Raw genomic sequence first — 25,548 nt, 5'->3', positions numbered from 1 at the left:
CTTTACTATATAATATCACTTTATCCGAAACAAAACAATCTAAAACGGAAAAAAATTTCTAAAAAAATGAAATAAAATACTTGACTTCGGAAAACCGAAGTGTGTAATGGAATTACAATCAAGAAAGGAGCAATAAATGGCGAATAGTTTAAAAACTTTAAGGCGCTTTCGCGGGTTAACCCAAGAACAGTTGTCGAAAGAAACGAGCGTTACGACAAGAACAATCCAAAACTACGAGAATGATATTGCTAGCCTCAGACGAGCAAGTTATGAAACCATAAAAAAGCTAGCGTTAGCATTGGATGTTTCTGTTGACGATATTTTTTTAGATGATATTTCGGAATTTCTGAAACTACCATCATAAGAAAGGAGGAGGGGAAATGAAGTTGGGAAAAGTGAAAGTTCTTAATGTTGAATTCGTAGGAGTCGAAAAACTTCGTGAAGCAGACACTGTAAAGAAAAAAGCCGACGAACTGGAACAGGCGATTCAACGGCTCAATGAAATAGAGGTGGAATTAAAAACCAAGAAATAGAGGAGGAACTATCATGACTTGGATTGGGATAACTTGCGTACTTTTGATTTTATTGACTTATATAGAGATGTTAACTTTTGCAATATCATTACTAATTTTTGATGAAGGAGCTCCAGTAGTGTTACTTGTATTGAATGTAGTTGCGATTGCTCTTCTTCCTGTATGGTGGCCAATCGTTGCGCAGCTATATTGATACAGGTGTTGAACGATGAGTAAATCGGACTGACAATTATTGTTCGTTTGGTTAGTTGCGTTACGCCTATGAGCGTTTTGTTTAACTCTTTAAAATAATCAGGATGCATAAATGTCTTCTTTTCCCTAGGATCTTCAATACCTAATGCTTTTTTGACATTTATTCTGAACACATCGAAATCAGAACGCTCTGATTCAGATAAAAATACTAAGCACTTTAGTGAAGATGCTTCGAAATCTTGAATTTCTTTATCTGACAATTTTTGAGAAGAGTCCAATTTAGCAATGATAATACCGCTTTTTTCAATATAGTCTTGGAATATATAATATTCTCTATTATATCGTTTACTGTAACTTTCTTTATATATATCTAACATTTTAGATTTCAATTCTGTACGTCTTTGAACATAAGCTACAATCATTGGTGAAATTAAGGAAACGCCTAATATAATGACGGTGACAAAAGCGATTAAATCAGAAGTTTCCCATTTTGAAAAATCAGGCATATTATTCCTCCAATCAATATTTAAAACTATTATACCAAACAGAAAGGAACAACATGAACGGAATTATAAAAATTAACTTGAATGATAATCATGAGCCTGTGGTGTCAGGAAGACAACTACATGAGGCTTTGGGGGTTCAGTCACGATATACAACTTGGTTTGAAAGAATGACCGAGTATGGATTTGTCGAAGGTCAGGACTTTCTCCCAAATTTGGGAAAAAGTACGGGAGGTCGCCAAGCTGTTGACCACATTATCAAACTAGACATGGCTAAAGAAATTGCTATGATCCAGCGTACTGATAAAGGTAAACAAGTCCGTCAGTACTTCATCCAAGTTGAAAAGGACTTCAACAGTCCTGAGAAGATTATGGCTCGCGCTTTGCTTTTGGCAGATAAGAAGGTGCATAAGCTAGAAGCTCAAATTGAGGCGGATAAGCCAAAGGTGCTGTTTGCCAATGCTGTGAGTGCTAGTCAGACGTCTATCTTGGTTGGTGATCTTGCTAAACTGATTAGTCAGAATGGCTACAAGATTGGTGCTAATCGTCTGTTTGCTTGGTTGCGTGATAATGGCTATCTTATCAAGCGTAAGGGTAATTCATGGAATATGCCAACGCAACGTGCTATGGAGATGAAACTGTTTGAAATTAAGGAAACGACAATCACACACGCAGATGGACATATCTCAATCAGTAAGACAGTCAAGGTTACTGGCAAAGGTCAGCAGTATTTTATCAATAAATTTATCGGAGAGGTAAGCGCATGAGACCAAAACATTATCCGTATAGCGGACAAAAGAAAAAGCAACCTCATGAAGAGATTGCTGAGTTGGAAAGCAAAATCAAGTTGTTAGAAAGCTTGATATGGCAACATCGAGCGGAATATAATTATCGAATTTCCAAAATCGAGCCAGACTCAGTAACAGAGTAACCAGCAGATTTTAGCTCTGATAACAGCTCATCGTATGGAATTGCATAGTTTTCTGGATAAATAATAGCTACGTTGTTATCACGAATACTTGAGAATGTGCCTTGAAGATAGATATCTAAGTCTTTCCAAGTATAGTTTGCGCTACGCTTTTCAGGTCTTGGACTTAATTTATCCATAATATTCTCCTTTCTAACTTATTTGACTAACGATTTTCATAAGGAGTTAAGAGGTCTTATTCAATCGATTTGTCATGTATATATTATATCAGAAAGGGTAACTAAACACAATATATTGTGCATGCTCAAATAACAAACACAATATATTGATTTTTCAATACGATATGAAAAAAATATTAAGTAAACTTCTTATTGACAAAGGGATGACCAAAAAAGAACTAGCTGAAAAAACAGGAATTAGCTATAACACAATTATGAACATTGGAAAGAAAGATATTTCTTTCAACAAAATGAAAAAAATCGCTGATGCACTCGACATCAGCCTAGACGAATTTAGATAATCACCTCCCAAGCTAGTAGCCACGGCTCTAGCAGGCAATTAGCTGAAACCTATCTTTATGGCTACGAGGTCGAGAAGGAGCAGTTGTATGTGGTGGAGATACCGAATCCGAAAATTTGTAGTCTTTCTGTTTTGGAAAAATTTGATGACAGTACGGTTTTTATCAACCAAATGGATGTCTTTCCTGTTGATTGGAAAAAACATAACGAGTACCAACTCACCGAATCCGAAATCAAACAGGATTTTGAGTGGGCGTGGGATGCAGGGTTTGCTAAGCCTGTGGAGGTGGAGTAGTATGGTAGAAGTGCATATATGTCTTTCTTGCAAAGATTTCGTTCGTGTTACTCGATTGTTTAAACAATGTAAGATTTGTGGTAGCCGAACTACAAGTGACTTTTTATATCCTCACGAAGTTAATTCTGGTTTCAAAAATTACTGTTTGAATTTAGCGGAATACTGGAAGAGGATAGCTGAGGCTGTGGAGGTGGAGTGATGGAGAACTACTTAATGTATGGAATTGTCATTTTAGGAATCGTCGGTGCTGTGCTAAACCTAGCCCTCATCTTAGTTTATGCTATAGCTATAAAAAATCTTGATGATCAACAACGAAAATATAAAAATGAGATGAGACGGATATTCGGTTGGGATGAATATGATTGGAGCGAGAGTTTTAATAGAGTTAAAAGAAGGTCAGAAAAGTTACGAGAAGAGGTTGATGAACTTAATAGCTTGCCTTTAATCATTCAAGCGAAGAAAGAGGAAACACTTAGACGTCTAATTCAGGAACAAAGCCAAACGCAGAGAGAAATAGAGAGGTTGAGTAAATGAGTATTCTCAGTACGACCGAATGTAATAATTGTCGTTTTAAATACGACACATATGATTTGATGTTGGGGTATTCCGAATGTCCACAGTGTTTTAGTAAGAATTTGAAAGTTATAAAACAAAGGTTTAGGAGGTTGGGAAATGATACCGAAGTTTAGAGTCGCTTATAAAAATAAGATTTTGGGCGAGGTTGGGTCAATTGATTTTATTGACGAGACTATAACGGTGCCTGTTTATGATAACGAAACTGGAGAATATTTAGCTGGTTACGAATTAGGTTTAAATCAAGCTATCCTCATGCAATCCACAGGGCTGTTCGATGTCAACGGCAAGGAGATTTTTGAGGGGGATGTGGTTAAGTTGGTTGATGAGTATGGCTCAGGAATTAGCATGGTCATATTACAAGAAGGTGCATTAGGTATGATAATTGAGGAAGTGTTTGTGCCTTTTGTTGCCATGTCTATATTAAGTTGTGTCGATTACACGCTAGAAGTCATCGGCAACATATATGAAAATCCAGAATTGTTGGAGGCAACCAATAACTAACGAAAAAAGAGCCGTTTGGCTCTAGTCGAAAATGTAATTGTAGAGTTGGACGACTTTTTGAAAGGTCCAAGTGTCTAGTTGGGTAATTTTGCTGGCGTTTCGTGCCCTGAAATCAAAGGTGTAGAGTTGCATCGGGTTGACTGCTCCATCTACCTTGTCAGAAAGGATAGGGACAGATAAGCCACGGCTTTCCAAAGCTTTTGCTCCGTGAGTGATAGGGCAGACAGCGACAAATCCTGTCATCTGGCTGTACTTGTGACTGGAGACGACAAGGGCTGGTCTGCGTTTCTGGATTTCCTTTCCAAGCGAGGGGTCAAAGTCAATCCAGATGATGTCTTGTTTCTGAGGTATATACTTATCCTTCATTGTCAAGCAAGATCACCCCTTCAAAGTCGTTGTCCATGATGAACGGTTCCATGTTATCAAATGGATTTGGGATTTTTGGTGCTAACACGATGACATCATCAATGCCCTTGTAGACAATGAACTCCTTGCCCTCAGCGACGTTCAATTCTTTTGGAATGGTGATGGCAAGCGAGTTACCAACCTTACGTGTTTTAACTGTATTCATGATATGTCCTCCTGTTTGTATATACCAAGTATATACGAAATAAAAGAGGAAATCAAATAGAAAGAGGTAACTAATAACAAAAGAAAAACTTGGCGTGCTACTGGTCGATGTGCCAGAGCCGAGGTTGTTTAAGTATGTTTGTGTAGAAAGGGTTTGGAGTAAAGGTGATTACTATTTTGATATTTCGAAGACAAATAGCACAGAAGTTGTTAAAACTTTGGTATCCCTCTGCACCCAAGAAGAAGCTAAAAAATACCCGCAATTTAGATGGGTAGCGTTGGAGGATTTATGATTGGGAAAACCTACAAAGATAAAAACGACAATCACGTTAAAGTTGTCGCTAAGGCAATGCTGGTCTATACGAATGAATATTTGATTGTGTACGATAATCTAGAAAATCTGCATACGTGGACTATGACAGAAAAAGATTTTAATAACATATTCGAGGAGGTAAAAAATGCATCGAGCGATTAAAACACTGTTTGGTTTTCATCATCATGAGTTTGAGCCTTATCGTGATGAAAAGGGAGACGTCATCTGTTTAGAGTGTGTGAGGTGTAGAAAGAGAGAAGATAAGGTGAATTATGAAGACACGCTACTATGAAACGGTGCTGTATCTGACTATCCTTGTCCTGTCTCTCGTATCGCTGAGTTTAGCGTTAAAGGTCAAGGAATTAGAAGCACGACCGATTGAGATTGTCTATCAAGTTGATAGCGCTGGTGCTGTTGGTACTGGTGTGGTGACGTCCAAATCAGAGCATGACGGACGGTACACCTTAGTATTTGAAAGGACGTGGGAGCTGATGACAAAGGAAACGTGTATTAAATGTGGCAAGGACAGAACGTGGTTTCTCTCAAAATATTGTTTTTCTTGCATGAATGAAGAGAACGAGAAAAAACTTACGAATGATATCCTTTCTGGTGAAGTAGTGGAAACAGAATGCGAGGATGATATCGTTTGCCCTTGGTGTGGCACTCGATACGAACCATTTGATGTAGATGAAAGTTATTCGTTCATGGATGAAGAAAAACATACAACTCATTGCTATGAATGTGACAACGATTTCATTTATCAAGCAGAGGTATCTATTACGTTTTCGACAAGGAGGTCATGATGCCAGAGTATTTGAAAGGGAGAGGAGAGTGAGATGGTTGGTCTTAAAATAGTTATTGCGGTTTTAAAATTTTTATTCACCTAAGATGGTCCGCGCAGACGTTCGATTCGTCTGTTAGGTCTAGTCTGGCCAGACTAATTATAAAAAATAAAGTGGAAGACGCACCCACTAACGAAAGGATATCAGTCTCCTGCGCTGTGAGATTGGTGGCGACCGCTCAGGAAGGCGTTAAAATTTTGATCTTAATAAAAAGCACACAAAAAAAGAGCGTCTCCGCTCCCTTATGTTCGTATTCCGTATCTATTATAACATAAAGGAGACAAGATGAGGAGAGCGGAAGATGTTTTAGATGAACTAAGAACACTACTACCATATATCGAGAGTTTGGCAGAAGAGCGTGCGCAATTAAAGTCTTCTTTGCTCTCAAGCCCTAAGATGAGCGATATGAAAACTAGCGGTGGTATAAAGAAACAAGTTGACGATACCTACTCTGAAATTATGGATTTGGATAAAGAGTTGGCAACTGAAAGTCGTCGTGCGACTGAACGCAAAACAGAAATATCTTTGCTGATCAATCAACTTCCTAACCACGAACACCGTATCTTACTAAGGATGATTTATATTAATCGCTTTGATGAATGGACAATCAGAGATCGTTTAAAAATCGGACGAAATAGATACTTTAAATTAAGAAGGGACGCCTTAAAAGAATTTGAGGTACTAATTAACACTGATTAACACAAAAAGGCACTAATTAACACGAAAAGTCACTAAGGGATAGTGTAGTATAGTATTATCGAAAATTAAGGGTAAAGCAGTAAGCCTTGCCTGTTAAGGAGAGTTACTCAAGAGGCTGAAGAGGGCAGGTTGCTACCTTGCTAGGTCGAATATTCGACGCATGGGTTCGAATCCCATACTCTCCTTTAGGGCTTAGCCTAGATAATCTGTGGTGACGCAGGAAAACTAAGATCACGGCATATCAATCTTAGTGCCAGCAATGGTCAATCTAAGCAATCGAGTTCTTGTGTCATCTGATAGGTGACGACGTGTGAAGTTAAAGAGTCTTTCCAAGAGCCAATCGGTGATGGGCTATGTCAATAGTGCTTGAGACGAACACGGAGAACGAAGAAGGTGTATCAGTTTGAGGGTCGCGCCAAGGGCGGACACCATGTTATTTGTTTGTGGGGTGAAAACCCATGAATAAATAATGAGCCGGAAGGTTGCTAACTGGAAGGTAATAATAGGCGTTGCGCATTTTGTTCCTCAAAAGGGAACGAAACGCATGGCGATGCACGTCTATGATACACCAACAATACATAGAGCTATTATGTTTGGAATGAAAATCTATTGTTTTAAAGCGAAAGACATCACCCGTCACAAATGAAAGTGTACTTCGGTAGCTAGGCTACCCACTCAAATCTCGCAAGGATGAGAGTGAAGTTGAAGAGTAAAGCAGCTTAGACCTTTAGCGGGGTTTTCGTTAATTGAAAAACAGCTTAGTAATTTGTGACGTAAGGAGTGGTTGGTCTAACCAACCGTGCATGGCTATTACTGAAAGGAATTTCAGTGGATAAGCAACTAAATCATAAGGTTGCAAAAGATAGCTGATTAAACGTGTAATCTCAGCGTTTGAATTGGAATAGTTTGACAAGGTAGTTCAAAGCGGGGGCATTTGGTGGACGCATCAAAAAGAAGCGCATGTGCAGAACGCTTGGCTGATACCCAAGAGGATGGAGGTTCGAATCCTTCTCTTGTCGTTCATTTGAATTGGTAGTTCAAGTTGGAAATTTAGTCACACAATCGTGTGGCTTTTTATTTTGGATTGGAGGTGATGGAAAATTGCTAAGTTAACTTTGAAACAACAAAAATTTATTGATGAGTACATCATCTCAGGGAATGCGACTGATGCAGCAGTAAAAGCTGGGTACAGCGAAAAAACTGCAGGGATGGTCGGTTTCGAAAACCTTAAAAAACCTTATATAAAATCGGCGATAGATGACCGTTTAGCTGTTTTAGAAAATCAAAAAATCGCCAAACAAGATGAAGTGTTGCAAGTATTTACATCAATCCTTAGGCAAGAACTGACAGAGGAAATCACCGAAATCAATCCAGCCACAGGCGAATTGGTGACTTATGAAAAGAAGCCATCTATTGCGGAGGTCATCAAGGCTGGAAGTGAATTGATGAAACGTTATCCGACAGCACTGGAATTGCAGAAACTTAAACTTGAAATTGAGAAGCTTAAGGCACAGGTTGGTGGTGAAGAAGGTCAAGATGATAAGATTGCCAACTTCCTGAATATGGTCAAGGAGGCGGTGTCTGATGGATCTGACTAAACTCTACACGCCAAAACAGATACAAGTCTTGAAGTACATCTGGAATCATGATTGGTTTATCTGTGGGCTTCATGGTGCTAAGCGTGCTGGTAAAACAGTTGTCAATAACGATACATTTGTTACCGAGCTTGATCGTGCTAGGCATATAGCTGATAGATTGGGTATTGATGAACCCATCTATATCCTTGCTGGCACATCGTCAACATCTATCCAAAATAACGTTTTACAAGAGCTATATAACAAGTATGGGTTTGAGCCTAAATACGACAAGCACGGATCTTTCATCTTTCGTGGTGTTAAAGTCGTCCAAGTCTATACTGGCTCTATCTCAGGATTGAAGAGGGCGCGTGGTTTTACAGCTTTTGGCGCTTATGTCAACGAGGCATCACTGGCCAATGAGACAGTGTTCAAAGAAATCATCTCACGTTGCTCTGGAGAGGGTGCGCGGATCGTTTGGGATAGTAACCCTGACAATCCAAATCACTGGCTGAAAACGGATTATATCGACTCTGACGATGATATGATTATAGATTTTAGCTTTCAGTTAGACGATAACACGTTTCTGTCTGAACGCTATATCACGTCGATTAAAGCAGCAACACCCAACGGCAAATTTTATGATAGAGATATTTTAGGGAAATGGACTGTTGCTGAAGGTGCTATCTATTCAGATTATGATAAGAATATCCATGAAGTTGATGAGTTACCGTCTATGGTCAGATACTTTGCTGGTGTTGACTGGGGGTATGACCACTATGGTTCTATCGTTATTATCGGAGAGGATAGAAACGAAAATCTCTATCTTGTCGACGGTGTAGCTGAGCAATACAAAGAGATTGATTGGTGGGTTGATAGGGCTAAAGAGTTTCAATTGAAGTATGGCAATATCACATTTTTTGCGGATAGCGCAAGACCTGAGCATGTCGCAAGATTTAACAATGAAGGTATTAAAACTATCAACGCTGATAAGTCTGTTATTGCAGGTATTGAGCTTGTCGCTAAGAAATTCAAAGAAGAAAAGTTATTTATCAAACGAGGCGTTATCCCTCGTTTTTTTGATGAAATCTATCAGTACAAATGGAAACCAAACAGCACAAAAGATGAACCATTGAAAGAATTTGATGATGTGTTAGATGCGTTGAGATACGCTATCTACTCATATTTTGTCGGTGTTGGTTCTAAGATTAAGACGTTTAAAGGAGGATTCTGATGCGGACAGTATCGCTTAATAAGCGAAAGCTATTATCAACAGCTGAAACTGAAATCAATGAGCGTGTTGTGTCAGATGCTATTGCTATTCATCATGAGAAGTTGCTGACAGATTATATTGAGAATGAAGATATGTATCTTTCGCAACACGAGGTCTTGAGACAGGCTAGTAAAGATGCTTGGAAGCCTGATAATCGTTTGGTTATCAATTACGCTAAATACATTGTTGATACATTTAATGGCTATCATATCGGTATTCCAATCAAGGTTAGCCATGATAACGAGCAAGTTAATGAGTTCATTACTGACTATCGTAAATTAAATGATATGGAAGATACAGAATTCGAACTAGCAAAGATTGCGAGCATCTTTGGGCATTCGTTTTTGTACATCTATCAAGATGAAGATGGATTAACCAAAACAACATACAATTCACCTATTAACATGCTGATCGTGCATGACAATACCATTTCTGAAAAGCCATTGTTCGCTGTTAGGTACAGCTTTGAGGAAGGTGAGTCAACTGGATATGGTCAAGTGATTACAGCTAGTGAAATCATTGATATCAGCGTGGAAATTGGTGGCGATGTAACATTTAGAGAGCGCGATAATCACATCTACGGTCGTTTACCTGTTGTTGAATTGATTGAGAACGATGAGCGTCAAGGTTTGTTTGATGGCGTTAAGACCTTGATTAATGCTTTGAATAAAGCTGTTAGTGAAAAAGCTAATGACGTTGACTATTTCGCAGATGCTTATTTGAAAATCGTTGGTGTTGAGCTTGATGATGAGATGGCGTCACGGATTAGAGAAAACCGCATCTTCAACCTATGGAAGAATGGTAACGATGGTGCGTTACCAGATGTTGCCTTTCTTGAGAAACCAAACGCAGATACAACACAAGAGAATCTGATTGCCTTGCTTAAAAAATCAATCTTTGAAGTGGCTATGGTTGCTAACATCTCTGAGCAAGACTTTGGTAATGCTTCAGGAACAGCACTAGCCTTTAAATTACAAGCTATGGATAACTTAGCTAAGATCAAAGATAGAAAGATGCAATCTGCTTTAAATCGTCTGTATGAAGTTGTCTTTAACGTACCGATGGCGAGCGTTCCAAGCGATGCGTGGACGGATATAGAGTATCAGTTTACTAGAAATGTTCCAAGAAATATCTTAGAAGAAGCGCAAGTGGTAGCGCAATTATCTGGACAGGTATCAGACGAAACTAAATTATCTGTCTTGTCTATCGTTGATAATCCAAAACAAGAGCTTGAGAAGATGGACAAAGAAGCTGAACACTCTAGCTTGCTTGAGAAAGAGATGGAAATCAACCAGCGCTTTGCTGATATTTATAACCAACCAGCAGAGGACGAAAGCAAGGAAGTGATGGCAGATGTCGATTGATTATTGGCGTGACCGCTACAAGCTTGAGGAAGCTGTTAGAGCTAGCTCAGATGCTGAATTTGAAGCGCAATTAAAAGCAGTCTATCAGCAACATATCAGAGACATTCAGAACGAAATCGATGGTTTCTGGCAACGCTATGCAGATAGGAACGGCATCACTAAGTTAGAAGCTCAAAAACAAGCTGATAAGATTGATGTGACGTTGGTAGGATTCAAAGCTAAACAGTTGGTAGAACGCGCTGAGCGTTTACGTGCTAGCGGTAAGATAGTTGATGCGTCTTACTTTACTAAGGCTGAGAATGACTTGATGAGGCTTTATAACCTCAAGATGAAAACAAGCCGTTTGGAAGTCTTACAAGCTAATCTTAAGCTGCTACAATACGAGTTGGCTATGAGTGAGCATGAGAATACGCAAAGGCATCTACTTGAAGCTGTTAGACGTGAGCATCTTTATTCGTCTGGGATATTGAAAGACACGCTAGCGAGCTACAAGACACCTAATATAAACGCTGAGGCTATCATCTATGCTAATTTTCACGGCGCAAGATGGGATAAAACCATCTGGAAAAGGCAAGATGCCCTACGGTCTGTTGTGAAAAAAGCTGTTTCTGACACGGTCTTACGTGGTCATGGCACAGCGCCATTGATAAAACAGCTTGAGAGGGAATTTAAGGTATCATACAGCTACGCTAGACGGTTGGCAGTAACTGAGACTGCCAGAGTCTATTCGGAGGCTCAGAGGTTAAACTATGAGGCTAACGGCTTTGATGAGTATGAGATTATCGCTGAAAGTGGCGCTTGTGGTGTCTGCGCTCCTTTGAACGGTACTCATTATAAAGTGTCAGCGATGGCGCCTGGTTACAATGCACCGCCTTTTCACCCTAATTGTCGCTGTACGACAGGGGCTTATTATTCAGTTGACCGTGAAGGTCTGAACGATAACCGTAAATTACTTGATATTGAACCAAGAAGTGATACAATTAAGATGAAAGATATCCAACTCCCACATTCACTAAGTGCTATGGCTAGAGATATCTATGTTAAATCTGATTATCCTGTTAGAGGTGATTATTTAATTAAGCGAGGTAGTACAATCACAAATGTTGAAGTTATTGCCGGGAAAGATGTCAGAAGACAAATAGATGATATCCGCCGATTAGTGAGAGTGCATGGCGGTAAAGCAAAAGATTGGCAAAAAGTAAAAGGTCATGCAATCTTGTCTGATGGTAGAAAAATAGAAGCCCATTGGTATCAAGCGAAGAATGTAGGTAAAGTTGAATTTAAAATCAAGAGGTGGTTATAATGAAAGCTAGGTACATTGGAAAAACCGAATCTCATACTTTGGATAATGGAAAAATTTATGAAATTATTTCAATTGAGCAAGGATGGTACCGAGTAATCGATAAATCTGGTGAAGATTATTTATACCCATCTGAAGAATTTGAAATTGTAGAAGAATAGCACCTAGAGCAATCTAAGTGCTTTTTTATTACCCAAAAACAGGAGGAATAAATGTTAGAGATGTTATGGCAGTTTATCTGCTTTTTATTTTTGTCAGCGTTGGCTGCATTGATCTTGACGATTTGGGTAGTCTTTATCGTAGGATTAATAAAGGCAGTATCGAAAACATGGAAAGGAAAATAATGATGAACAAACGAATGCGGAAGAAATACTAAGTCATTTGATGATAAGTCTATTTTGTACCTTTGTCAATGATGTGAGACCAAAAATGTTATTTTGAAGTTATCCATTTGTTAAGCTTTACTAGGAGCTAGCTCCTAGTAAAGCTTTTCTGATATCGATAGGAGATTTCCAGCCTAAAGTCTGCATAGGGAGTCGATTAGAACGATAAAGATAGGTTTTCATCTGCTTGATCAGATCGTCATAGGAGTAGAAGGTCAAGTGCTGGTAGAAACGTCGATTGTCATTTCGATGACTGCGTTCAACCTTGCCATTATGTCTGGGTGTTCGAGGACGAATCAGCTTGTGCTCAATGCCAAGTTCCTGACACAGCAAGTCTAGTGGGTGAACTTGTTTGGTCTCTTTGAAATGAGTGAACTCGAAGCCATTATCCGTTTGGATGATTTTTGGTTTGTATCCAAAGTGTTTGATAGCCATTTTGAGAAATTGAACCGTTGAGTAGGACGACTGCTCTTTGAAAGGGAATATAAAGCGTTCTCGGCTGGCCTCATCAATGACGGTATACTGGTAGAACTTGTCGGGTAGTTTTCCTGTGTAGCAGTGAGTTGGGACGTATTTGACATCCATCTGCCACTTGATACCAAGTTTAGTCGGCGTGTCATATGGTTTTGGGACATAAGGTTTTTTCTTTGTTTTAGGGGATTTGAAGAAGTCCAGCTTTCTCAAGATTCGAAAGAGTGAGCAAGGGTGTCTATCATATCCCTTATTCGTTTTGAGTTTGTAAAAAATTTCGATGAGGGTTGCGTTTGGATTTCTTTTGATGCAGTTTTTAATCCAGGTTAGCTCTTGCTGGGTATGAGCCTTTGGATGAGGTGTTAGAGGTCGATGGGATCGATTTTTCAATGATTCTTTAGTTCCATCAAAACGCTTGTTCCAGCGCATGAGAGAGGCTTTTGAAACTTTGTAACGTCGACAGATGAAGGCGACAGAGGCACCATTTTGGTAGGTTTTAACAGCGTGATAACGTGTTTCTAGAGTATGTGGTAAATAGCGAAGATTTTGTGATATACTAGTCATGAGAAGATTCCTTTTTGGTGAGTGGTGGTACTCTTATCATATCAGGGAATCTTCTTTTTGACTTCTAGAAGTCTCACATCTATTGTAACGCTACATAAGTCATTTGATGATAAGTCTATTTTTAATCTACTATCTCTCTTTTTTATGCTATAATAGTGAAGTTATTGACTTTTAGTAAAATTGATATGATGGAGTGCGTATGAGTATTTTAGAAGTAAAAAATCTTAGTCATGGTTTTGGGGACCGTGCTATTTTTGAGGATGTCTCTTTTCGTTTGTTGAAAGGAGAGCATATTGGCTTAGTCGGTGCAAATGGAGAAGGGAAATCTACCTTTATGAGCATTGTGACAGGGCAATTGCAACCAGACGAAGGAAAGGTGGAGTGGTCTAAGTATGTCACAGCAGGTTATTTGGACCAACATGCTGTATTAAATGAGGGACAAACGGTTAGAGATGTTCTTCGTACAGCCTTTGATGAATTGTTTAAAACAGAAGCTCGCATCAATGACATCTATATGTCAATGGCAGAAGAGGAAGCTGATGTGGATGCTCTTATGGAAGAGGTTGGTGAGTTACAAGACCGCTTAGAAAGCCGTGATTTTTATACCCTAGATGCCAAGATCGATGAGGTCGCACGCGCTTTAGGTGTTATGGATTATGGGATGGATAAGGACGTCACAGCTTTAAGTGGAGGACAGCGGACTAAGGTTCTACTGGCTAAACTTCTCTTAGAAAAGCCAGATATTTTGTTATTAGATGAGCCAACCAACTATCTAGATGCCGAACATATTGACTGGTTAAAACGCTACCTTCAAAATTATGAAAATGCCTTTGTCCTAATCTCTCATGATATTCCATTTTTAAACGATGTGATTAATATTGTATATCATGTTGAAAATCAATTATTGACACGTTATACTGGAGATTATTATCAATTTCAAGAAGTACATGCTATGAAAAAAGCACAACTTGAAGCAGCTTATGAGCGCCAACAAAAAGAAATTGCAGACCTTCAAGATTTTGTTAATCGTAACAAAGCACGTGTGGCAACACGTAATATGGCCATGTCACGTCAGAAGAAGTTGGACAAAATGGAAATTATTGAGCTACAAGCTGAAAAGCCTAAGCCATCTTTTGATTTTAAGATGGCACGCACACCAAGCCGTTTTATTTTCCAAGCAACCGATTTAGAAATTGGCTATGACCGTGTGTTGACCAGAAAGCCTCTCAATCTCACATTTGAGCGTAACCAAAAGATTGCGATTGTTGGTGCCAACGGTATCGGAAAATCAACACTTCTAAAGAGTTTATTAGGCCTCATCCCACCCTTATCTGGTTCAGTTGAGCGAGGTGAGTATTTAGAGTTGGGATATTTTGAGCAAGAAGTAGCTGGTGGTAACCGTCAAACACCACTTGAAGCCGTTTGGGATGCTTTCCCTGCTTTAAATCAAGCTGAAGTTCGTGCAGCCCTAGCAAGATGTGGTTTAACATCAAAACACATTGAAAGTCAGATTCAGGTTTTATCAGGTGGGGAACAGGCAAAAGTTCGTTTCTGTTTACTAATGAATCGCGAAAATAATGTTTTGGTATTAGACGAGCCAACCAATCATTTGGATGTTGATGCAAAAGATGAATTAAAGCGTGCTTTAAAAGCCTATAAAGGCTCTATCCTTATGGTCTGCCATGAGCCAGATTTTTATCAAGGCTGGGTAGATGATGTTTGGGATTTTAATGAATTAACCTAAAACAACAACCGCAAGAATTTATTTTGCGGTTGTTGTTTTATAACATAAAATAGACAATGGCTATATATTGCAAAGTCGATGCTAAGAGAATGAAGAGATGCCAAATCATATGAAAATAGGGTTTCTTTTTAGCATAGAAAACAGCACCTATTGTGTAAGATAAACCACCAGCTAGCATGAGAAGTCCAAATGTCATGCTAGTCTTTTGCAAAATGGCTGGAATGATAAAAATGACTAACCACCCCATAAAAAGATAAAGAAATAGGCTGAATTTTTCATTGATATGTTTGGCAAAAATCTTATAAAGAATACCAAAAATTGTGATTCCCCATTGTAGCGTGATAATCACATAACCTAACCATCCTCCAACTAAAGAAAGAGCAACAGGTGTATAACTCCCTGCAATTGCAATATAAATCATACTATGATCGATAATACGTAAGACATATTTATGAGTTGAATCATAAGGCATGGAGTGGTAGATGGTTGAAGATAGAAACATCAGAAATAGGCTGATGACAAAAATAGACATCCCTACAACTGCAGTCTTATTATAATCATGATAAGCATGGATAGCAGTAATAGGTAATAAGCTTAACATGATAGCTGACCCAATAGCGTGTGTCACACTATTGGCGACTTCTTCTCCAAAAGAGAGTGGGGCACTGAGTTTTAGACTGTGATTCATGAGCGTTCTCCTTCTAAATCTAAGGTTAATTGATGGGTTTTATAATAAAGTTTGAGGGATTGACAGGCGCACCTAATAATTTCTGGTGTCTCATTATTTTCCTGATTTCTCATACAATCAACAAAGTGGTTATAAAGTGTTTTTGAATCTTGTTTTTCAGATAATAGATTTAAAGTATGGCTAATCTCTTGGATAGAAAAAACATGCTTTAGGCTATTTAGAGCAATCAGACGAGCAAGTTGATGTTTTTGATATTTTTTTTTGATGGGCTTATCAATGTGTTTGTGTTTAACGTAATTGTTAATCATCGAGGCTGTCAGACCTTTATCCTTGGGATCTAGGCTATATTGTGTATATTGATTGACATACAGTAAGATCTGATCAAGGTATAAATCCAAATCTGGCAGCTCATCCCAGTAGGGAATGGTATTCATCATGTCACAACCTCTCTTTTATCTAGTATTGATAACTAGATTATATGTTTTTTATAAAATAATGTCAAGGAATTAACTACTTAATATAACAGTGGCTAGAAAAGGTGACAAAAAGTATTTTTATCTGTATAATAAATAGAAAATGATGATTGGAAACGAGGACAACCATGCAATTTGATAAACGACTGATTAGCTCAGTGGTTCTTATTTTTGTGACATGTTTATTTATTCAAAGTAATTGGTCAAGCGGCGCTACCTTACTTCAAACGATTTACAAAGCAGCTCATCCCTTTATTGTTGGCGCAGGAGTGGCTTTTGTTGTCAATATTGTGATGAGTGCTTATGAAAAACTTTTTGTTAAACTTATCAAGGTTGATTACATTTTAAAATTTAAAAGAAGCTTTTCTTTATTATTAGCTTATGCGACTTTTACAGCTGTCGTTTATATGATTTTCACTATTGTATTACCAGATTTGATTACCAGTTTACAGTCTCTTTTATCGATTAATCCTCAAGATATTGCGAAGTTATTAAATCATATCCAAAAAAGTGAGATCGTCTCAAACCTTATCAATGCACTTGGAGGAGAAGCAGAAGTAACGAATACCTTGATCAATTTTAGCAAACAGATTCTTAGCCAGTTGTTAAGTAGTCTAACCAGTATCTTAATCTCGGTTACCTCCATAGCTTCAACCTTACTAAATGTGGTCGTGAGCTTAATTTTCTCGGCTTATGTTTTGGTCAATAAGGAAACTCTAGGGCGTCAGTTTCGACTTTTAATCGATACCTTTTTCAAACCATACGCCAAAGGGATTTATTATGTCCTAGACGTTTTAAATCAACGTTTCCACGGTTTTTTTGTTAGTCAGACTTTAGAAGCTATGATTTTAGGATCCTTGACAGCTATTGGGATGAGCTTACTTGGTTTACCCTATGCTGCAACGATTGGTGTCCTGATTTCTTTTACTGCCTTAATTCCTGTGATTGGTGCCTATATTGGAACGAGTGTGGGAGTGATCTTAATTTTAACTCAAGATTTTAAACAGGCCCTTATCTTTTTGATTTTTATCGTGTTACTACAACAATTTGAAGGAAACTTGATTTATCCACGTGTTGTCGGAGGCTCAATCGGACTACCTGGGATGTGGGTTCTACTTGCCATTACTCTTGGTGGCGCATTAGGTGGTGTATTGGGGATGCTGGTGGCAGTTCCAGTCTCAGCAAGTGCCTATCAAATCCTAAAAGATTACACTTACAAAAAGCAATCTCAGATCTCTAATAGCTAACAATTGACGCTCTTTGAGCGTTTTTTCTTTTGTAAAAGCTGTGCTATAATGATTAAAAGAGAGGGGAAGTATGATTCGATTATTTCAAGAAAAGGATGCAGAACCATTAGCCCAAATGATTGCTAAAAGCTTACGCCAAATCAATCAAAAAGATTATGAGACAGCTTATATTGAGCAGGTTGTAGAAAGTTTATCTGCAGATGCTTTGATCAAACGTGCCTCATGGACACATTTTTATGTGGTTGAAAAAGATGCTACTCTGGTAGCTTGTGGCGCAATAGGTCCCTATTGGGATAAAGAAGATGAGGCGAGTTTGTTTACGATTTTTGTTTCGGCAGACCATCAAAAACAAGGATTGGGCTCTTTGATAATGAAAACGTTGGAACAAGATAGCTATTTTATAAAAAGTAAGCGAATTGAAATTCCATCTTCTATAACGGCTGTCGGCTTTTATCAAAAATTTGGTTATAGCATCAAAAAAGGAGAGCAGTATCCTGACAAGGAAGGTTTATTTCGCTTAGAAAAACATAGAGAGGTTATATGAGATTAGATAAATTTTTAGTAGATTGTGGTGTGGGGTCACGAACTGAGGTCAAAAAGATTTTAAAAAATAAAACCGTTAAGGTTAATGAAGTAGTCGAGACTTCTCCTAAAAGGCAAGTTGACCCTAAACAGGATCAGATCAGTGTGTCTGGACAAGTGCTGAATCATGAACGTTTTGTGTATTATATGTTAAACAAACCCAAAGGCGTGATTTCCGCAACCGAAGATAGTAAGCATAAAACTGTGCTAGATCTTCTAGATGAACGGGCGCACTATAAAGATGTCTTTCCTGTTGGGAGACTTGATATTGATACTCATGGTCTTTTGCTTTTGACAAATAATGGGGGACTAGCTCATGCTATGCTATCACCTAAAAAACATGTCAGTAAGCGTTATGAAGCTAAGGTTGCAGGTATTATGACAAGTGAAGATATAACAGCTTTTGAAAGAGGTATTGCCCTCAAAGATTTTACTTGCCTACCTGCTCAGCTTGATATTTTAGAACGTAATGAAGAGGAAAAAACTAGTTTAGTGCATATTACTTTAAAAGAAGGAAAGTTCCATCAGGTGAAAAGAATGGTCGCAGCTTGTGGAAAAGAGGTTATTGATTTAAAGCGCTTAACAATGGGACCTCTAAGCTTAGATACCAACTTAGCATTGGGAGAATATAGAGCCTTAACCAATCAAGAACGAGAGAGTTTACAAGTATTTGGTGTTGACTTGGATTAGGGAACTTTTCTAGAAAGGTGTAAAATACAATGCGCTCATTTTTGAGTAAAAACAATATAAGTTTACTGTTACTATCCGTTACTCTAGCTATTATGGTTGGAGTGGGTGCCATTATACTACACTGTGTTTTTGATTTTTTCTGGTCAGATATTTTGCAAACCTCTACTTCTGGTCAGCGTAGCCAACTCGTTATTGTATCGGGTCTTATTAGTTCAGTAGGCTGGTATTTTCTTCAAAGACAGAGCAATGGAATAATTTCTTTAAAGAAGCAGATTTTTCCTAAAACCTCTAGTGAACAATTACCCAATTTTGGTAGACAGATGGGACATATTCTCTTACAAATTGTGACAGTAGGCTTAGGGTCGCCTATAGGAAAAGAGGTTGCTCCAAGAGAATTCGGGAGTTTGTTATCGACTTACTTAGCAAAAAAAGTATCGATAACAGCAGAAGAACGGTCAGTATTGGTAGCAGCTTCTACGGTTGCTGGTTTGGCTGCGATTTATCAAATTCCATTCGCAAGTATATTATTTGCTTTTGAGATATACCGTATTCCATTAACGATTTTGAATTTCCTGATAATAGCTATCACATCATATGGTGCTACATTTATTGCAAATATTGAAATTAGTAATGCCCCCATGTACCATGTTGCCAGTCAACCAGTAAATTGGTCAATACTTGTTATCAGTAGTTTTATGACGTTGATAACGATACCTACCGCTAAAGTGTTTACTAGCCTCAGTAAGAGTGCTAGTAAACATCGAACTAAAGATAGGCGAATTTTATGGCAATTACCAGTAGTTTTTGTTTTACTAGCACTACTAAGTTATTATTTCCCAAGTTTACTTGGAAATGGCTCTCTTTTGATTCAGTCAAGTTTGGATGGAATGCGACTCAGTGATGCAGTGGCGCTATTTGTATTAAAATTTATTATTGTCTTACTCTGCTTACGATTTGGCTCTTATGGTGGGACGATGACGCCTTCTATTTCAATTGGTGCCGTCTTTGGGGAGGTTATTGTTTTGTTGGGGGGAGTATTGGGTTGGGTAAAGTATTCTCCGATTTTTATAATAATTTCTGCCTGTAGTTTTTTAGGAGTGACAATGAGTGCTCCTTTTACAGCTGGGATGATCGTTTACTCATTTATCGGATTTCAAGAATCTTATATGATACCTATTTTGATTTCTGTCGGGATCTTGTTTAGTTTTGAATTTATCGTCAAAAAATTAAAATAATCTTTTTCCTTGACTTAGAGTTAACTCTAGGGTATATAATAGGGCTATCAAGGATGGAGGTGGGGAATGAATATAAAAGTTGCTGCTGACCTGGTGGGCTTATCTGCCGACACCATTCGTTATTATGAAAAAATTGGTTTAGTTCCACCGATTACACGGAATAAATCAGGTATTCGTGATTTTCAGCAGAAGGATTTAGAGGCTTTAGAGTTCGTGAAATGTTTTCGCTCAGCGGGTTTGTCTGTTGACTCTTTGACGACCTATATGACCTTATATGGTCAAGGAGACAAGACGCGTCTTGAGCGTTTGGAGTTGTTACAAACCGAGCGTGACAAGCTGAAAGCACGTCTTAAGGAACAGGAGGCTGCTCTTAAGCGTTTAGATCATAAAATTGCCATTTACCAAAAGGGGCTGTCAAATGATGCGCCACTATAGAAAGGATAGAAACTAATGAAAACTGCTATTTTTGAAAAAGCTGGGTTAATGATTATTGAGGAAGTTGACAAGCCAAAGATTCAAGCCAGTGATGATGTGATTTTACGCATTGTGAGAGCTTGTGTGTGTGGCTCAGATTTATGGTCCTATTCGCATGGAGATGCACGGGAAAGTCATACTAATAACTCAGGGCATGAGGCATTGGCCATTGTTGAGGAGGTCGGTCCAGACATCACTACCTTAGTACCAGGAGATTTTGTGATTGCGCCTTTCACACATGGTTGTGGAGAGTGTGCGGCCTGTCGTGCAGGTTTTGATGGGACTTGTGACAACCACCCAGCACCAACGAACTGGGGCGGTGGTTTCCAAGCAGAGTATTTGCGTTTCCACTATGGAAACTGGGCCTTGATCAAGATCCCAGGGCAACCATCAGATTATTCTGAAGGGATGTTAAAATCCCTCTTAACCCTAGCTGATGTGATGCCAACAGGTTACCATGCGGCACGAGTCGCTCAAGTTGAAAAAGGGGATAAGGTTGTGGTCATTGGTGACGGTGCTGTTGGTCAATGTGCTGTCATTGCAGCTAAGATGCGAGGAGCTTCACAAATCATCATGATGAGCCGTCATGAAGATCGTCAAAAATTAGCCTTAGAGCTTGGTGCTACAGCTGTTGTCGCTGAACGTGGTGAAGAAGGTATTGCCAAAGTTCGTGAGATTTTAGGTGGTGGTGCAGATGCTGCCCTAGAATGTGTGGGAACTGAGGCTGCTATCGAGCAAGCTATCGGTGTTCTTCATAATGGTGGTCGCATTGGTTATGTTGGGGTCCCACACTATAATAACCGTCCACTTGGCTCAACTTTTGCGCAAAACCTTACCATTGGAGGCGGATCTGCTTCAGTAACGACTTATGTTAAAACCGTTCTTCTTCAAGCAGTATTAAATGGCGATATCAATCCAGGTAAAGTCTTTACAGACACCTATCAGCTAGATGATGTCAACCAGGCTTACCAAGATATGGCTGACCGAAAAGCCATTAAATCCATGCTTCTGGTATCAGAATAAAGAGAAAACTTCAAGACATTTTAGTTCTTGAAGTTTTTCTTTTTATTTTGTTTGAAGAAATGATAGGCCTCTTGCCAACCTTTTACGACAAAAGGAATTAAGAGATACACGTAGGGGATTGCATATTGGCTCTTAGTTTCCCAAAGTAAGTGGAATATAATGCCACCTGCGAGGTAGATGAAAGGATAGAGGTTGATAAGATTCATATTTTTAGAAAAGATAAGATAGAGAAATGCCCCTAAGTAGATAAGAATCAGCATAGCATGTGTCACTTGGTAAATGATACGATACCCCCATCTGCCATTAAAGATAGAGGCTGCATAAATATTATCAAGGGGTTGCTTTTGAGGTTTACTAGGTCCTGACCAGATTGATTGGAAGGTTGATTCTGTCCAAGTGGTCAAAAATTTAGTAGAAAAGAATGTCCAAGCATAAGCTGGTTTTTCAAAAAATTTTTGCATCTCATGGGTAACCATTTTATCAGCATCTTCTTTGATTTGATCGTAGTCTCCAGATTTTTCAAAATAAATATTTCTGACATAAGAAGTGTACCATCCAGGTTGACGGTGATTATCTTTTAAATCCTGAAGCCCCATAGCTAGCCAAGCAACTTTAGGCGTACCTTTTAATTCATGGCCAGCTAAATGTTGATAGTAGCTGAGAGTTGCTTTGTTAAAGCTAATCGCTAGCCCAAAAAGAACAATGGGGTAGCAAATCAAACGTTTATTCTTTTGACAAATAGCTTCAAGTAGGATAATAACAGAAAGAGTTATGAGGAGAATGATGTTATTATTTCTTATCCAGTAGGCAGTTGCAAGAGTCAACAGGCTAACTAGAGCATCTTTGCGTTGATGATTTGATAGGTATCGGATAAAGAAATAAATGCCAACGCTCGCTATGACTAAACTATAAACAATACCATAAACAAATAGGATATTGAAAAACTGAGGAAGAAAGGCAAAGCTGAGAAAAATGGTCCACTTGCTGACACGGTCATTATCAAAGAGGAGTTCAGCTATTTTCCAAGTCATAGCATTCGTGAGAATAATGGCAAGGATATTAAGCAGGAAGAAAACAACCATACTAGGAATCGGAATGATTGTCAGGATAATACGCTCAAATGTAACCAACCCTAATTGGTGAGGGTAGCGAAAGAGGTAGGCACCTTCATTAAGTGAGGAAAGGTTACCTTGATTGATACTGACAGCTGAACGAAAGACTGTCGCTGCATCATCTCGTGTAATATCAGTCGTCAAGGCAATAAGAAGTAGCCCACCTAGGCTGAAGAGTGTTGCTAGCAAAATGAAGAGTTGCTTTTTTGTGAGGTGGTCAAGAAGCTTATTAATGATGATACTTAAGGGGAAAAAAGCTAGTAAGCAGAGATAGACCCAGGGTCTAGGACTAATCATATCTGCCCATTCATATCGAACGACATAAATAATCGTTTGGACAAGAAAGGCAGAAAGGGTTAGCAATGCCATCATAAGTGTCACCCCAACTGTAATAGATGTTTTTAAAAACTGGACGATTTTCATAAAAACCTCGTTGCTAGTAGTTTTAGAACAAAAGAGCTAGAGAGAATTAATTCCCCCAGCTCTTTTGTGATGTGTTTACTTTTTATAGAGTGTCTCGCTTTGTCTATTGGGATCAACGGTAACATTGATACCAAGTTTACGGAAAACATTTTTGTCTTCTTCAGGTAAGCTAACACTGGAATGAACTTCAGATCCTTTCAGATTTCCAAGTTCTTCCATGGCTTTTTTGGCATTTTTATCAGTCATAGCAGTGATGGCTAGAGCGATAAGCAGTTCACTTGAGTGAAGACGTGGGTTGCGATTGCCGAGATGGTCAACTTTTAAATCTTGAATAGGTTTAACATAGTCTGGTTGAATGAGGTGTGTGTCCTTGTCGATACCTGCTAGTGCTTTAATCCCGTTAACGATGACAGCAGCAGATGGACCAAAGAGTTCTGATGTTTTACCTGTAACAATTTGACCATTAGGCAATTCCATAGCCAGTGCAGCTTGTCCAGTTTCCTCAGCCTTTTGACGAGCAACGACGGTCACTTGACGATCAAGTGGAGTGATACCAAGGTTATTCATCAATAGTTCAATCTTGGTGATAGCAGATTTTGCCACCTTATCTTCTTTGTAGTCTGCCACAGTCTGATAATAACGACGAATAATTTCTTGTTTAGAAGCGTCACGAGCAGCCTCATCATCTGTAATCGCAAAGCCAACCATATTAACCCCCATATCTGTTGGGGATTGGTATGGTGATTTCCCTAGAATGCGCTCTAACATGAGCGATACTACAGGGAAAATCTCAATGTCGCGGTTGTAGTTGACAGTTGTTTCCCCGTAAGCTTCTAAGTGGAAAGAATCGATCATGTTGACATCATCAAGGTCTGCTGTTGCTGCTTCATAAGCTAGGTTAACAGGGTGATGGAGTGGCAAATTCCAAACTGGGAAAGTTTCAAATTTTGCATAACCAGAGGTCACGCCATTCACTTGGTCATGGTAGAGCTGGGATAAACAGGTTGCTAATTTACCTGAGCCTGGTCCTGGTGCTGTGACAACAACTAGATTGCGACTTGTTTTGATGTAGTCGTTTTTCCCCATACCTTCTGGTGAAATGATATGGTCGATAGCTGTTGGGTAACCAGCGATTGGGTAGTGAAGGTAAGATGCGATGCCATTTTTTTCAAGCTCTTTACGAAAAGCATCCGCTGCAGGCTGACCAGTATATTGCGTAATGACCACAGAACCAACAAAAATGTTGAGTTCATTGAAAGTGTCAATCAGACGAAATACTTCCTGGTCATAAGAAATCCCCAAGTCACCGCGAGTTTTAGAATGTTCAATATTACTAGCATTGATGGCAATGACAATTTCAACTTGATCACGTAATTCGTGAAGGAGTTTGATTTTATTATTTGGCTCATATCCAGGTAAGACGCGTGCGGCATGGAAGTCTTCCAACATCTTCCCACCAAATTCAAGGTAGAGTTTTCCACCGAATTGCTCAATGCGCTCAAGGATATGGTCACGTTGTAAATCTAAATAGTTTTCGGAACTAAAAGCTTGTTTTTTCATTTTTTCACCTCTAATGTTAAATTATAATAAATTTTGAGTAAAAATAGAAGTTATTTACGATGAAAACAAGAAAAACTCTCTCAAATATAGAATTTGAGAGAGTTTGGTTAGTCTTTTTCATATGTGATAGTAAGGCTAAGACGTTTAAAGGAGCTTTTATTTCGCCAAAATAGACGTATCTGTAAGAAACTTGCCAAAGATAATAAGAGAAGGAAGCAATTGTTCCACCAAGCAAGAAGATTGGCAACGAGATCATATTGTTTAAAGAAGGAGTTATACATGTTTAGTAAGATACTGTTATCGTGAATGTAGCGTTTCAGGCTTTCTAAGATGGCTTGAATATCTTTTAAAGTGTTGAGTGGCATGGTTGAGATTTCTTGGTTTAATCCTTTTATCACCTGGTCTAAGTCCAAGCTACGAAAAGCAGTGTAGTCTTGATAAAGGGTTAGACTCGTTTGGAAACTAGAGATTACACCGACTAGCAACAGAAAAATTGGGACAAGATTTAAAAACAAATAACTCCACCGCAAACTTTGGCTACCTCGTTGAGTTGTCGCTTTTAATTTTTTAAAGAAAAAGTCATTCAGATAGAAGTAAAGGATAATCTCAAGTAAGAAGAAAATAGCGCTAATGATGAGCCAGCTTTTTCCCTTGGATAACAAGTTGTCTATGATATTGCCATCAAGTAATGCTGGAATGCTGTCAATCCCAAGATAAAAATGTTTCATGCTCCAATTGTGAAAAATAGAAGTTTGGAACAAAACAATCAACCAAAGAAGAACGAGATAAAGACTACTTCCTAACAATATAGGGGATGCTGGTCTGTTTTTTGACATAAAAAAAGTCATTCCTTTCTGAAAATGATCTGATTTATTGTATCAAAAATAGCAAACAAGTC

33 protein-coding genes and 2 tRNA genes are annotated in these 25,548 nt (G+C 38.6%); 25 read left to right on the top strand and 10 right to left on the bottom strand.

The window, feature by feature from the left end:
* Positions 1–136: 136 nt before the first annotated feature.
* Positions 137–364 (top strand): helix-turn-helix transcriptional regulator, encoded by a 228-nt coding sequence (locus ACVRWY_RS03430; RefSeq protein ID WP_354368858.1) that lies wholly within the window; start codon positions 137–139, stop codon positions 362–364.
* A gap of 16 nt (positions 365–380) precedes the next feature.
* Positions 381–533 carry a hypothetical protein gene (locus ACVRWY_RS03425; RefSeq protein ID WP_354368856.1) on the top strand — a complete coding sequence of 51 codons (153 nt, stop codon included), beginning with the start codon at positions 381–383 and terminating at the stop codon, positions 531–533.
* Between the two features lie 11 nt (positions 534–544).
* On the opposite strand, the gene ACVRWY_RS03420 is transcribed toward ACVRWY_RS03425, so the two are convergent.
* Positions 545–1,231 carry a hypothetical protein gene (locus ACVRWY_RS03420; RefSeq protein ID WP_354368854.1) on the bottom strand — a complete coding sequence of 229 codons (687 nt, stop codon included), beginning with the start codon at positions 1,229–1,231 and terminating at the stop codon, positions 545–547.
* A 53-nt stretch (positions 1,232–1,284) separates the two neighbouring features.
* Here ACVRWY_RS03420 and ACVRWY_RS03415 point away from each other — a divergent pair, with 53 nt between their 5' ends.
* Complete coding sequence (locus tag ACVRWY_RS03415) at positions 1,285–1,995, top strand: antA/AntB antirepressor family protein (RefSeq protein WP_354368852.1); 711 nt, start codon at positions 1,285–1,287, stop codon at positions 1,993–1,995.
* Positions 1,996–2,116: 121 nt separating this feature from the next.
* Here the strand turns inward: ACVRWY_RS03415 and ACVRWY_RS03410 are convergent, their stop codons facing one another.
* On the bottom strand, positions 2,117–2,335 hold the full coding sequence (locus tag ACVRWY_RS03410) for a hypothetical protein (RefSeq protein WP_354368850.1): 219 nt from the start codon (positions 2,333–2,335) through the stop codon (positions 2,117–2,119).
* Positions 2,336–2,499: 164 nt separating this feature from the next.
* Between ACVRWY_RS03410 and ACVRWY_RS03405 the strand changes: the two genes are divergently transcribed.
* The 4 genes from ACVRWY_RS03405 (at position 2,500) to ACVRWY_RS03390 (ending at position 4,046) form a co-directional block, all read left to right on the top strand.
* On the top strand, positions 2,500–2,676 hold the full coding sequence (locus ACVRWY_RS03405; protein WP_354368848.1) for a helix-turn-helix domain-containing protein: 177 nt from the start codon (positions 2,500–2,502) through the stop codon (positions 2,674–2,676).
* Positions 2,673–2,969, top strand: coding sequence for a DUF1642 domain-containing protein (locus tag ACVRWY_RS03400; protein ID WP_354368893.1), 297 nt, complete (start codon positions 2,673–2,675; stop codon positions 2,967–2,969). The genes ACVRWY_RS03405 and ACVRWY_RS03400 overlap by 4 nt, the downstream gene beginning before the upstream one ends.
* A 198-nt stretch (positions 2,970–3,167) precedes the next feature.
* The gene (locus tag ACVRWY_RS03395) at positions 3,168–3,503 is read left to right on the top strand and encodes a hypothetical protein (protein ID WP_354368846.1); all 336 of its coding nucleotides are present in this window, start codon (positions 3,168–3,170) and stop codon (positions 3,501–3,503) included.
* 138 nt (positions 3,504–3,641) lie between these two features.
* Positions 3,642–4,046, top strand: coding sequence for a YopX family phage-derived protein (locus tag ACVRWY_RS03390; RefSeq protein WP_354368844.1), 405 nt, complete (start codon positions 3,642–3,644; stop codon positions 4,044–4,046).
* A 21-nt stretch (positions 4,047–4,067) separates the two neighbouring features.
* Here ACVRWY_RS03390 and ACVRWY_RS03385 read toward each other — a convergent pair whose 3' ends face one another.
* Positions 4,068–4,412: a type II toxin-antitoxin system PemK/MazF family toxin gene (locus ACVRWY_RS03385; RefSeq protein ID WP_222367733.1), complete on the bottom strand. Its 345-nt coding sequence runs from the start codon at positions 4,410–4,412 to the stop codon at positions 4,068–4,070.
* Entirely contained in the window at positions 4,402–4,617 is a 216-nt protein-coding gene (gene mazE / locus ACVRWY_RS03380; RefSeq protein ID WP_354368841.1) for a type II toxin-antitoxin system PemI/MazE family antitoxin, read from the bottom strand. The genes ACVRWY_RS03385 and mazE overlap by 11 nt, the downstream gene beginning before the upstream one ends.
* Positions 4,618–5,074: 457 nt before the next feature.
* Here mazE and ACVRWY_RS03375 point away from each other — a divergent pair, with 457 nt between their 5' ends.
* The 11 genes from ACVRWY_RS03375 (at position 5,075) to ACVRWY_RS03325 (ending at position 12,325) form a co-directional block, all read left to right on the top strand.
* Positions 5,075–5,221 carry a hypothetical protein gene (locus ACVRWY_RS03375; RefSeq protein WP_354368839.1) on the top strand — a complete coding sequence of 49 codons (147 nt, stop codon included), beginning with the start codon at positions 5,075–5,077 and terminating at the stop codon, positions 5,219–5,221.
* Positions 5,202–5,732: a hypothetical protein gene (locus tag ACVRWY_RS03370; protein ID WP_354368837.1), complete on the top strand. Its 531-nt coding sequence runs from the start codon at positions 5,202–5,204 to the stop codon at positions 5,730–5,732. Before ACVRWY_RS03375 ends, ACVRWY_RS03370 begins: the two co-directional genes overlap by 20 nt.
* A gap of 324 nt (positions 5,733–6,056) precedes the next feature.
* The gene (locus ACVRWY_RS03365) at positions 6,057–6,470 is read left to right on the top strand and encodes a DUF1492 domain-containing protein (protein WP_354368835.1); all 414 of its coding nucleotides are present in this window, start codon (positions 6,057–6,059) and stop codon (positions 6,468–6,470) included.
* Between the two features lie 97 nt (positions 6,471–6,567).
* Positions 6,568–6,655, top strand: a tRNA-Ser gene (locus tag ACVRWY_RS03360).
* Between the two features lie 723 nt (positions 6,656–7,378).
* Positions 7,379–7,489 (top strand) — tRNA-Ile (locus ACVRWY_RS03355).
* A gap of 96 nt (positions 7,490–7,585) precedes the next feature.
* The gene (locus tag ACVRWY_RS03350; RefSeq protein WP_354368833.1) at positions 7,586–8,068 is read left to right on the top strand and encodes a terminase small subunit; all 483 of its coding nucleotides are present in this window, start codon (positions 7,586–7,588) and stop codon (positions 8,066–8,068) included.
* Positions 8,055–9,278 carry a PBSX family phage terminase large subunit gene (locus ACVRWY_RS03345; RefSeq protein ID WP_354368831.1) on the top strand — a complete coding sequence of 408 codons (1,224 nt, stop codon included), beginning with the start codon at positions 8,055–8,057 and terminating at the stop codon, positions 9,276–9,278. The genes ACVRWY_RS03350 and ACVRWY_RS03345 overlap by 14 nt, the downstream gene beginning before the upstream one ends.
* A complete protein-coding gene (locus tag ACVRWY_RS03340) occupies positions 9,278–10,681 on the top strand; it encodes a phage portal protein (protein WP_354368829.1) in 1,404 nt (467 codons plus the stop codon). The genes ACVRWY_RS03345 and ACVRWY_RS03340 overlap by 1 nt, the downstream gene beginning before the upstream one ends.
* Positions 10,671–11,984 (top strand): minor capsid protein, encoded by a 1,314-nt coding sequence (locus ACVRWY_RS03335; RefSeq protein ID WP_354368827.1) that lies wholly within the window; start codon positions 10,671–10,673, stop codon positions 11,982–11,984. Before ACVRWY_RS03340 ends, ACVRWY_RS03335 begins: the two co-directional genes overlap by 11 nt.
* Positions 11,984–12,142 (top strand): hypothetical protein, encoded by a 159-nt coding sequence (locus tag ACVRWY_RS03330; protein WP_354368825.1) that lies wholly within the window; start codon positions 11,984–11,986, stop codon positions 12,140–12,142. The genes ACVRWY_RS03335 and ACVRWY_RS03330 overlap by 1 nt, the downstream gene beginning before the upstream one ends.
* A gap of 51 nt (positions 12,143–12,193) precedes the next feature.
* Positions 12,194–12,325, top strand: a complete 132-nt coding sequence (locus ACVRWY_RS03325) for a hypothetical protein (protein WP_354368823.1) — start codon at positions 12,194–12,196, stop codon at positions 12,323–12,325.
* A 120-nt stretch (positions 12,326–12,445) separates the two neighbouring features.
* On the opposite strand, the gene ACVRWY_RS03320 is transcribed toward ACVRWY_RS03325, so the two are convergent.
* Complete coding sequence (locus ACVRWY_RS03320; protein WP_447455781.1) at positions 12,446–13,399, bottom strand: DDE-type integrase/transposase/recombinase; 954 nt, start codon at positions 13,397–13,399, stop codon at positions 12,446–12,448.
* 199 nt (positions 13,400–13,598) lie between these two features.
* Here ACVRWY_RS03320 and ACVRWY_RS03315 point away from each other — a divergent pair, with 199 nt between their 5' ends.
* Complete coding sequence (locus tag ACVRWY_RS03315; protein ID WP_354369916.1) at positions 13,599–15,143, top strand: ABC-F family ATP-binding cassette domain-containing protein; 1,545 nt, start codon at positions 13,599–13,601, stop codon at positions 15,141–15,143.
* 37 nt (positions 15,144–15,180) lie between these two features.
* Here the strand turns inward: ACVRWY_RS03315 and trhA are convergent, their stop codons facing one another.
* Both trhA and ACVRWY_RS03305 read right to left on the bottom strand, forming a co-directional pair.
* Positions 15,181–15,831 carry a PAQR family membrane homeostasis protein TrhA gene (gene trhA / locus ACVRWY_RS03310; protein WP_354369256.1) on the bottom strand — a complete coding sequence of 217 codons (651 nt, stop codon included), beginning with the start codon at positions 15,829–15,831 and terminating at the stop codon, positions 15,181–15,183.
* On the bottom strand, positions 15,828–16,268 hold the full coding sequence (locus ACVRWY_RS03305) for a DUF1836 domain-containing protein (RefSeq protein WP_435533039.1): 441 nt from the start codon (positions 16,266–16,268) through the stop codon (positions 15,828–15,830). Before ACVRWY_RS03305 ends, trhA begins: the two co-directional genes overlap by 4 nt.
* A 164-nt stretch (positions 16,269–16,432) precedes the next feature.
* Between ACVRWY_RS03305 and ACVRWY_RS03300 the strand changes: the two genes are divergently transcribed.
* The 6 genes from ACVRWY_RS03300 to ACVRWY_RS03275 all read left to right on the top strand — a co-directional run bounded on the left by ACVRWY_RS03300 (position 16,433) and on the right by ACVRWY_RS03275 (position 21,555).
* On the top strand, positions 16,433–17,551 hold the full coding sequence (locus tag ACVRWY_RS03300; protein WP_354369254.1) for an AI-2E family transporter: 1,119 nt from the start codon (positions 16,433–16,435) through the stop codon (positions 17,549–17,551).
* 70 nt (positions 17,552–17,621) lie between these two features.
* Complete coding sequence (locus ACVRWY_RS03295) at positions 17,622–18,095, top strand: GNAT family N-acetyltransferase (RefSeq protein ID WP_354369252.1); 474 nt, start codon at positions 17,622–17,624, stop codon at positions 18,093–18,095.
* Entirely contained in the window at positions 18,092–18,823 is a 732-nt protein-coding gene (locus ACVRWY_RS03290; protein WP_354369250.1) for a pseudouridine synthase, read from the top strand. The genes ACVRWY_RS03295 and ACVRWY_RS03290 overlap by 4 nt, the downstream gene beginning before the upstream one ends.
* 29 nt (positions 18,824–18,852) lie before the next feature.
* Positions 18,853–20,058: a chloride channel protein gene (locus ACVRWY_RS03285; RefSeq protein WP_354369248.1), complete on the top strand. Its 1,206-nt coding sequence runs from the start codon at positions 18,853–18,855 to the stop codon at positions 20,056–20,058.
* Positions 20,059–20,124: 66 nt separating this feature from the next.
* Positions 20,125–20,493 carry a stress response transcriptional regulator NmlR gene (gene nmlR, locus ACVRWY_RS03280; RefSeq protein WP_354369246.1) on the top strand — a complete coding sequence of 123 codons (369 nt, stop codon included), beginning with the start codon at positions 20,125–20,127 and terminating at the stop codon, positions 20,491–20,493.
* 15 nt (positions 20,494–20,508) lie between these two features.
* Complete coding sequence (locus ACVRWY_RS03275) at positions 20,509–21,555, top strand: zinc-binding dehydrogenase (protein WP_354369244.1); 1,047 nt, start codon at positions 20,509–20,511, stop codon at positions 21,553–21,555.
* 20 nt (positions 21,556–21,575) lie between these two features.
* On the opposite strand, the gene ACVRWY_RS03270 is transcribed toward ACVRWY_RS03275, so the two are convergent.
* The 3 genes from ACVRWY_RS03270 to ACVRWY_RS03260 all read right to left on the bottom strand — a co-directional run bounded on the left by ACVRWY_RS03270 (position 21,576) and on the right by ACVRWY_RS03260 (position 25,486).
* Positions 21,576–23,090 carry a hypothetical protein gene (locus ACVRWY_RS03270; protein WP_354369242.1) on the bottom strand — a complete coding sequence of 505 codons (1,515 nt, stop codon included), beginning with the start codon at positions 23,088–23,090 and terminating at the stop codon, positions 21,576–21,578.
* A 75-nt stretch (positions 23,091–23,165) separates the two neighbouring features.
* Positions 23,166–24,650 carry a DUF1846 domain-containing protein gene (locus ACVRWY_RS03265; protein WP_354369240.1) on the bottom strand — a complete coding sequence of 495 codons (1,485 nt, stop codon included), beginning with the start codon at positions 24,648–24,650 and terminating at the stop codon, positions 23,166–23,168.
* A gap of 107 nt (positions 24,651–24,757) precedes the next feature.
* Complete coding sequence (locus ACVRWY_RS03260; protein ID WP_354369239.1) at positions 24,758–25,486, bottom strand: hypothetical protein; 729 nt, start codon at positions 25,484–25,486, stop codon at positions 24,758–24,760.
* Positions 25,487–25,548: the final 62 nt, after the last annotated feature.

Source organism: Streptococcus porcorum, assembly GCF_053203725.1.
This window is presented reverse-complemented; position numbering and strand designations above follow the sequence as displayed.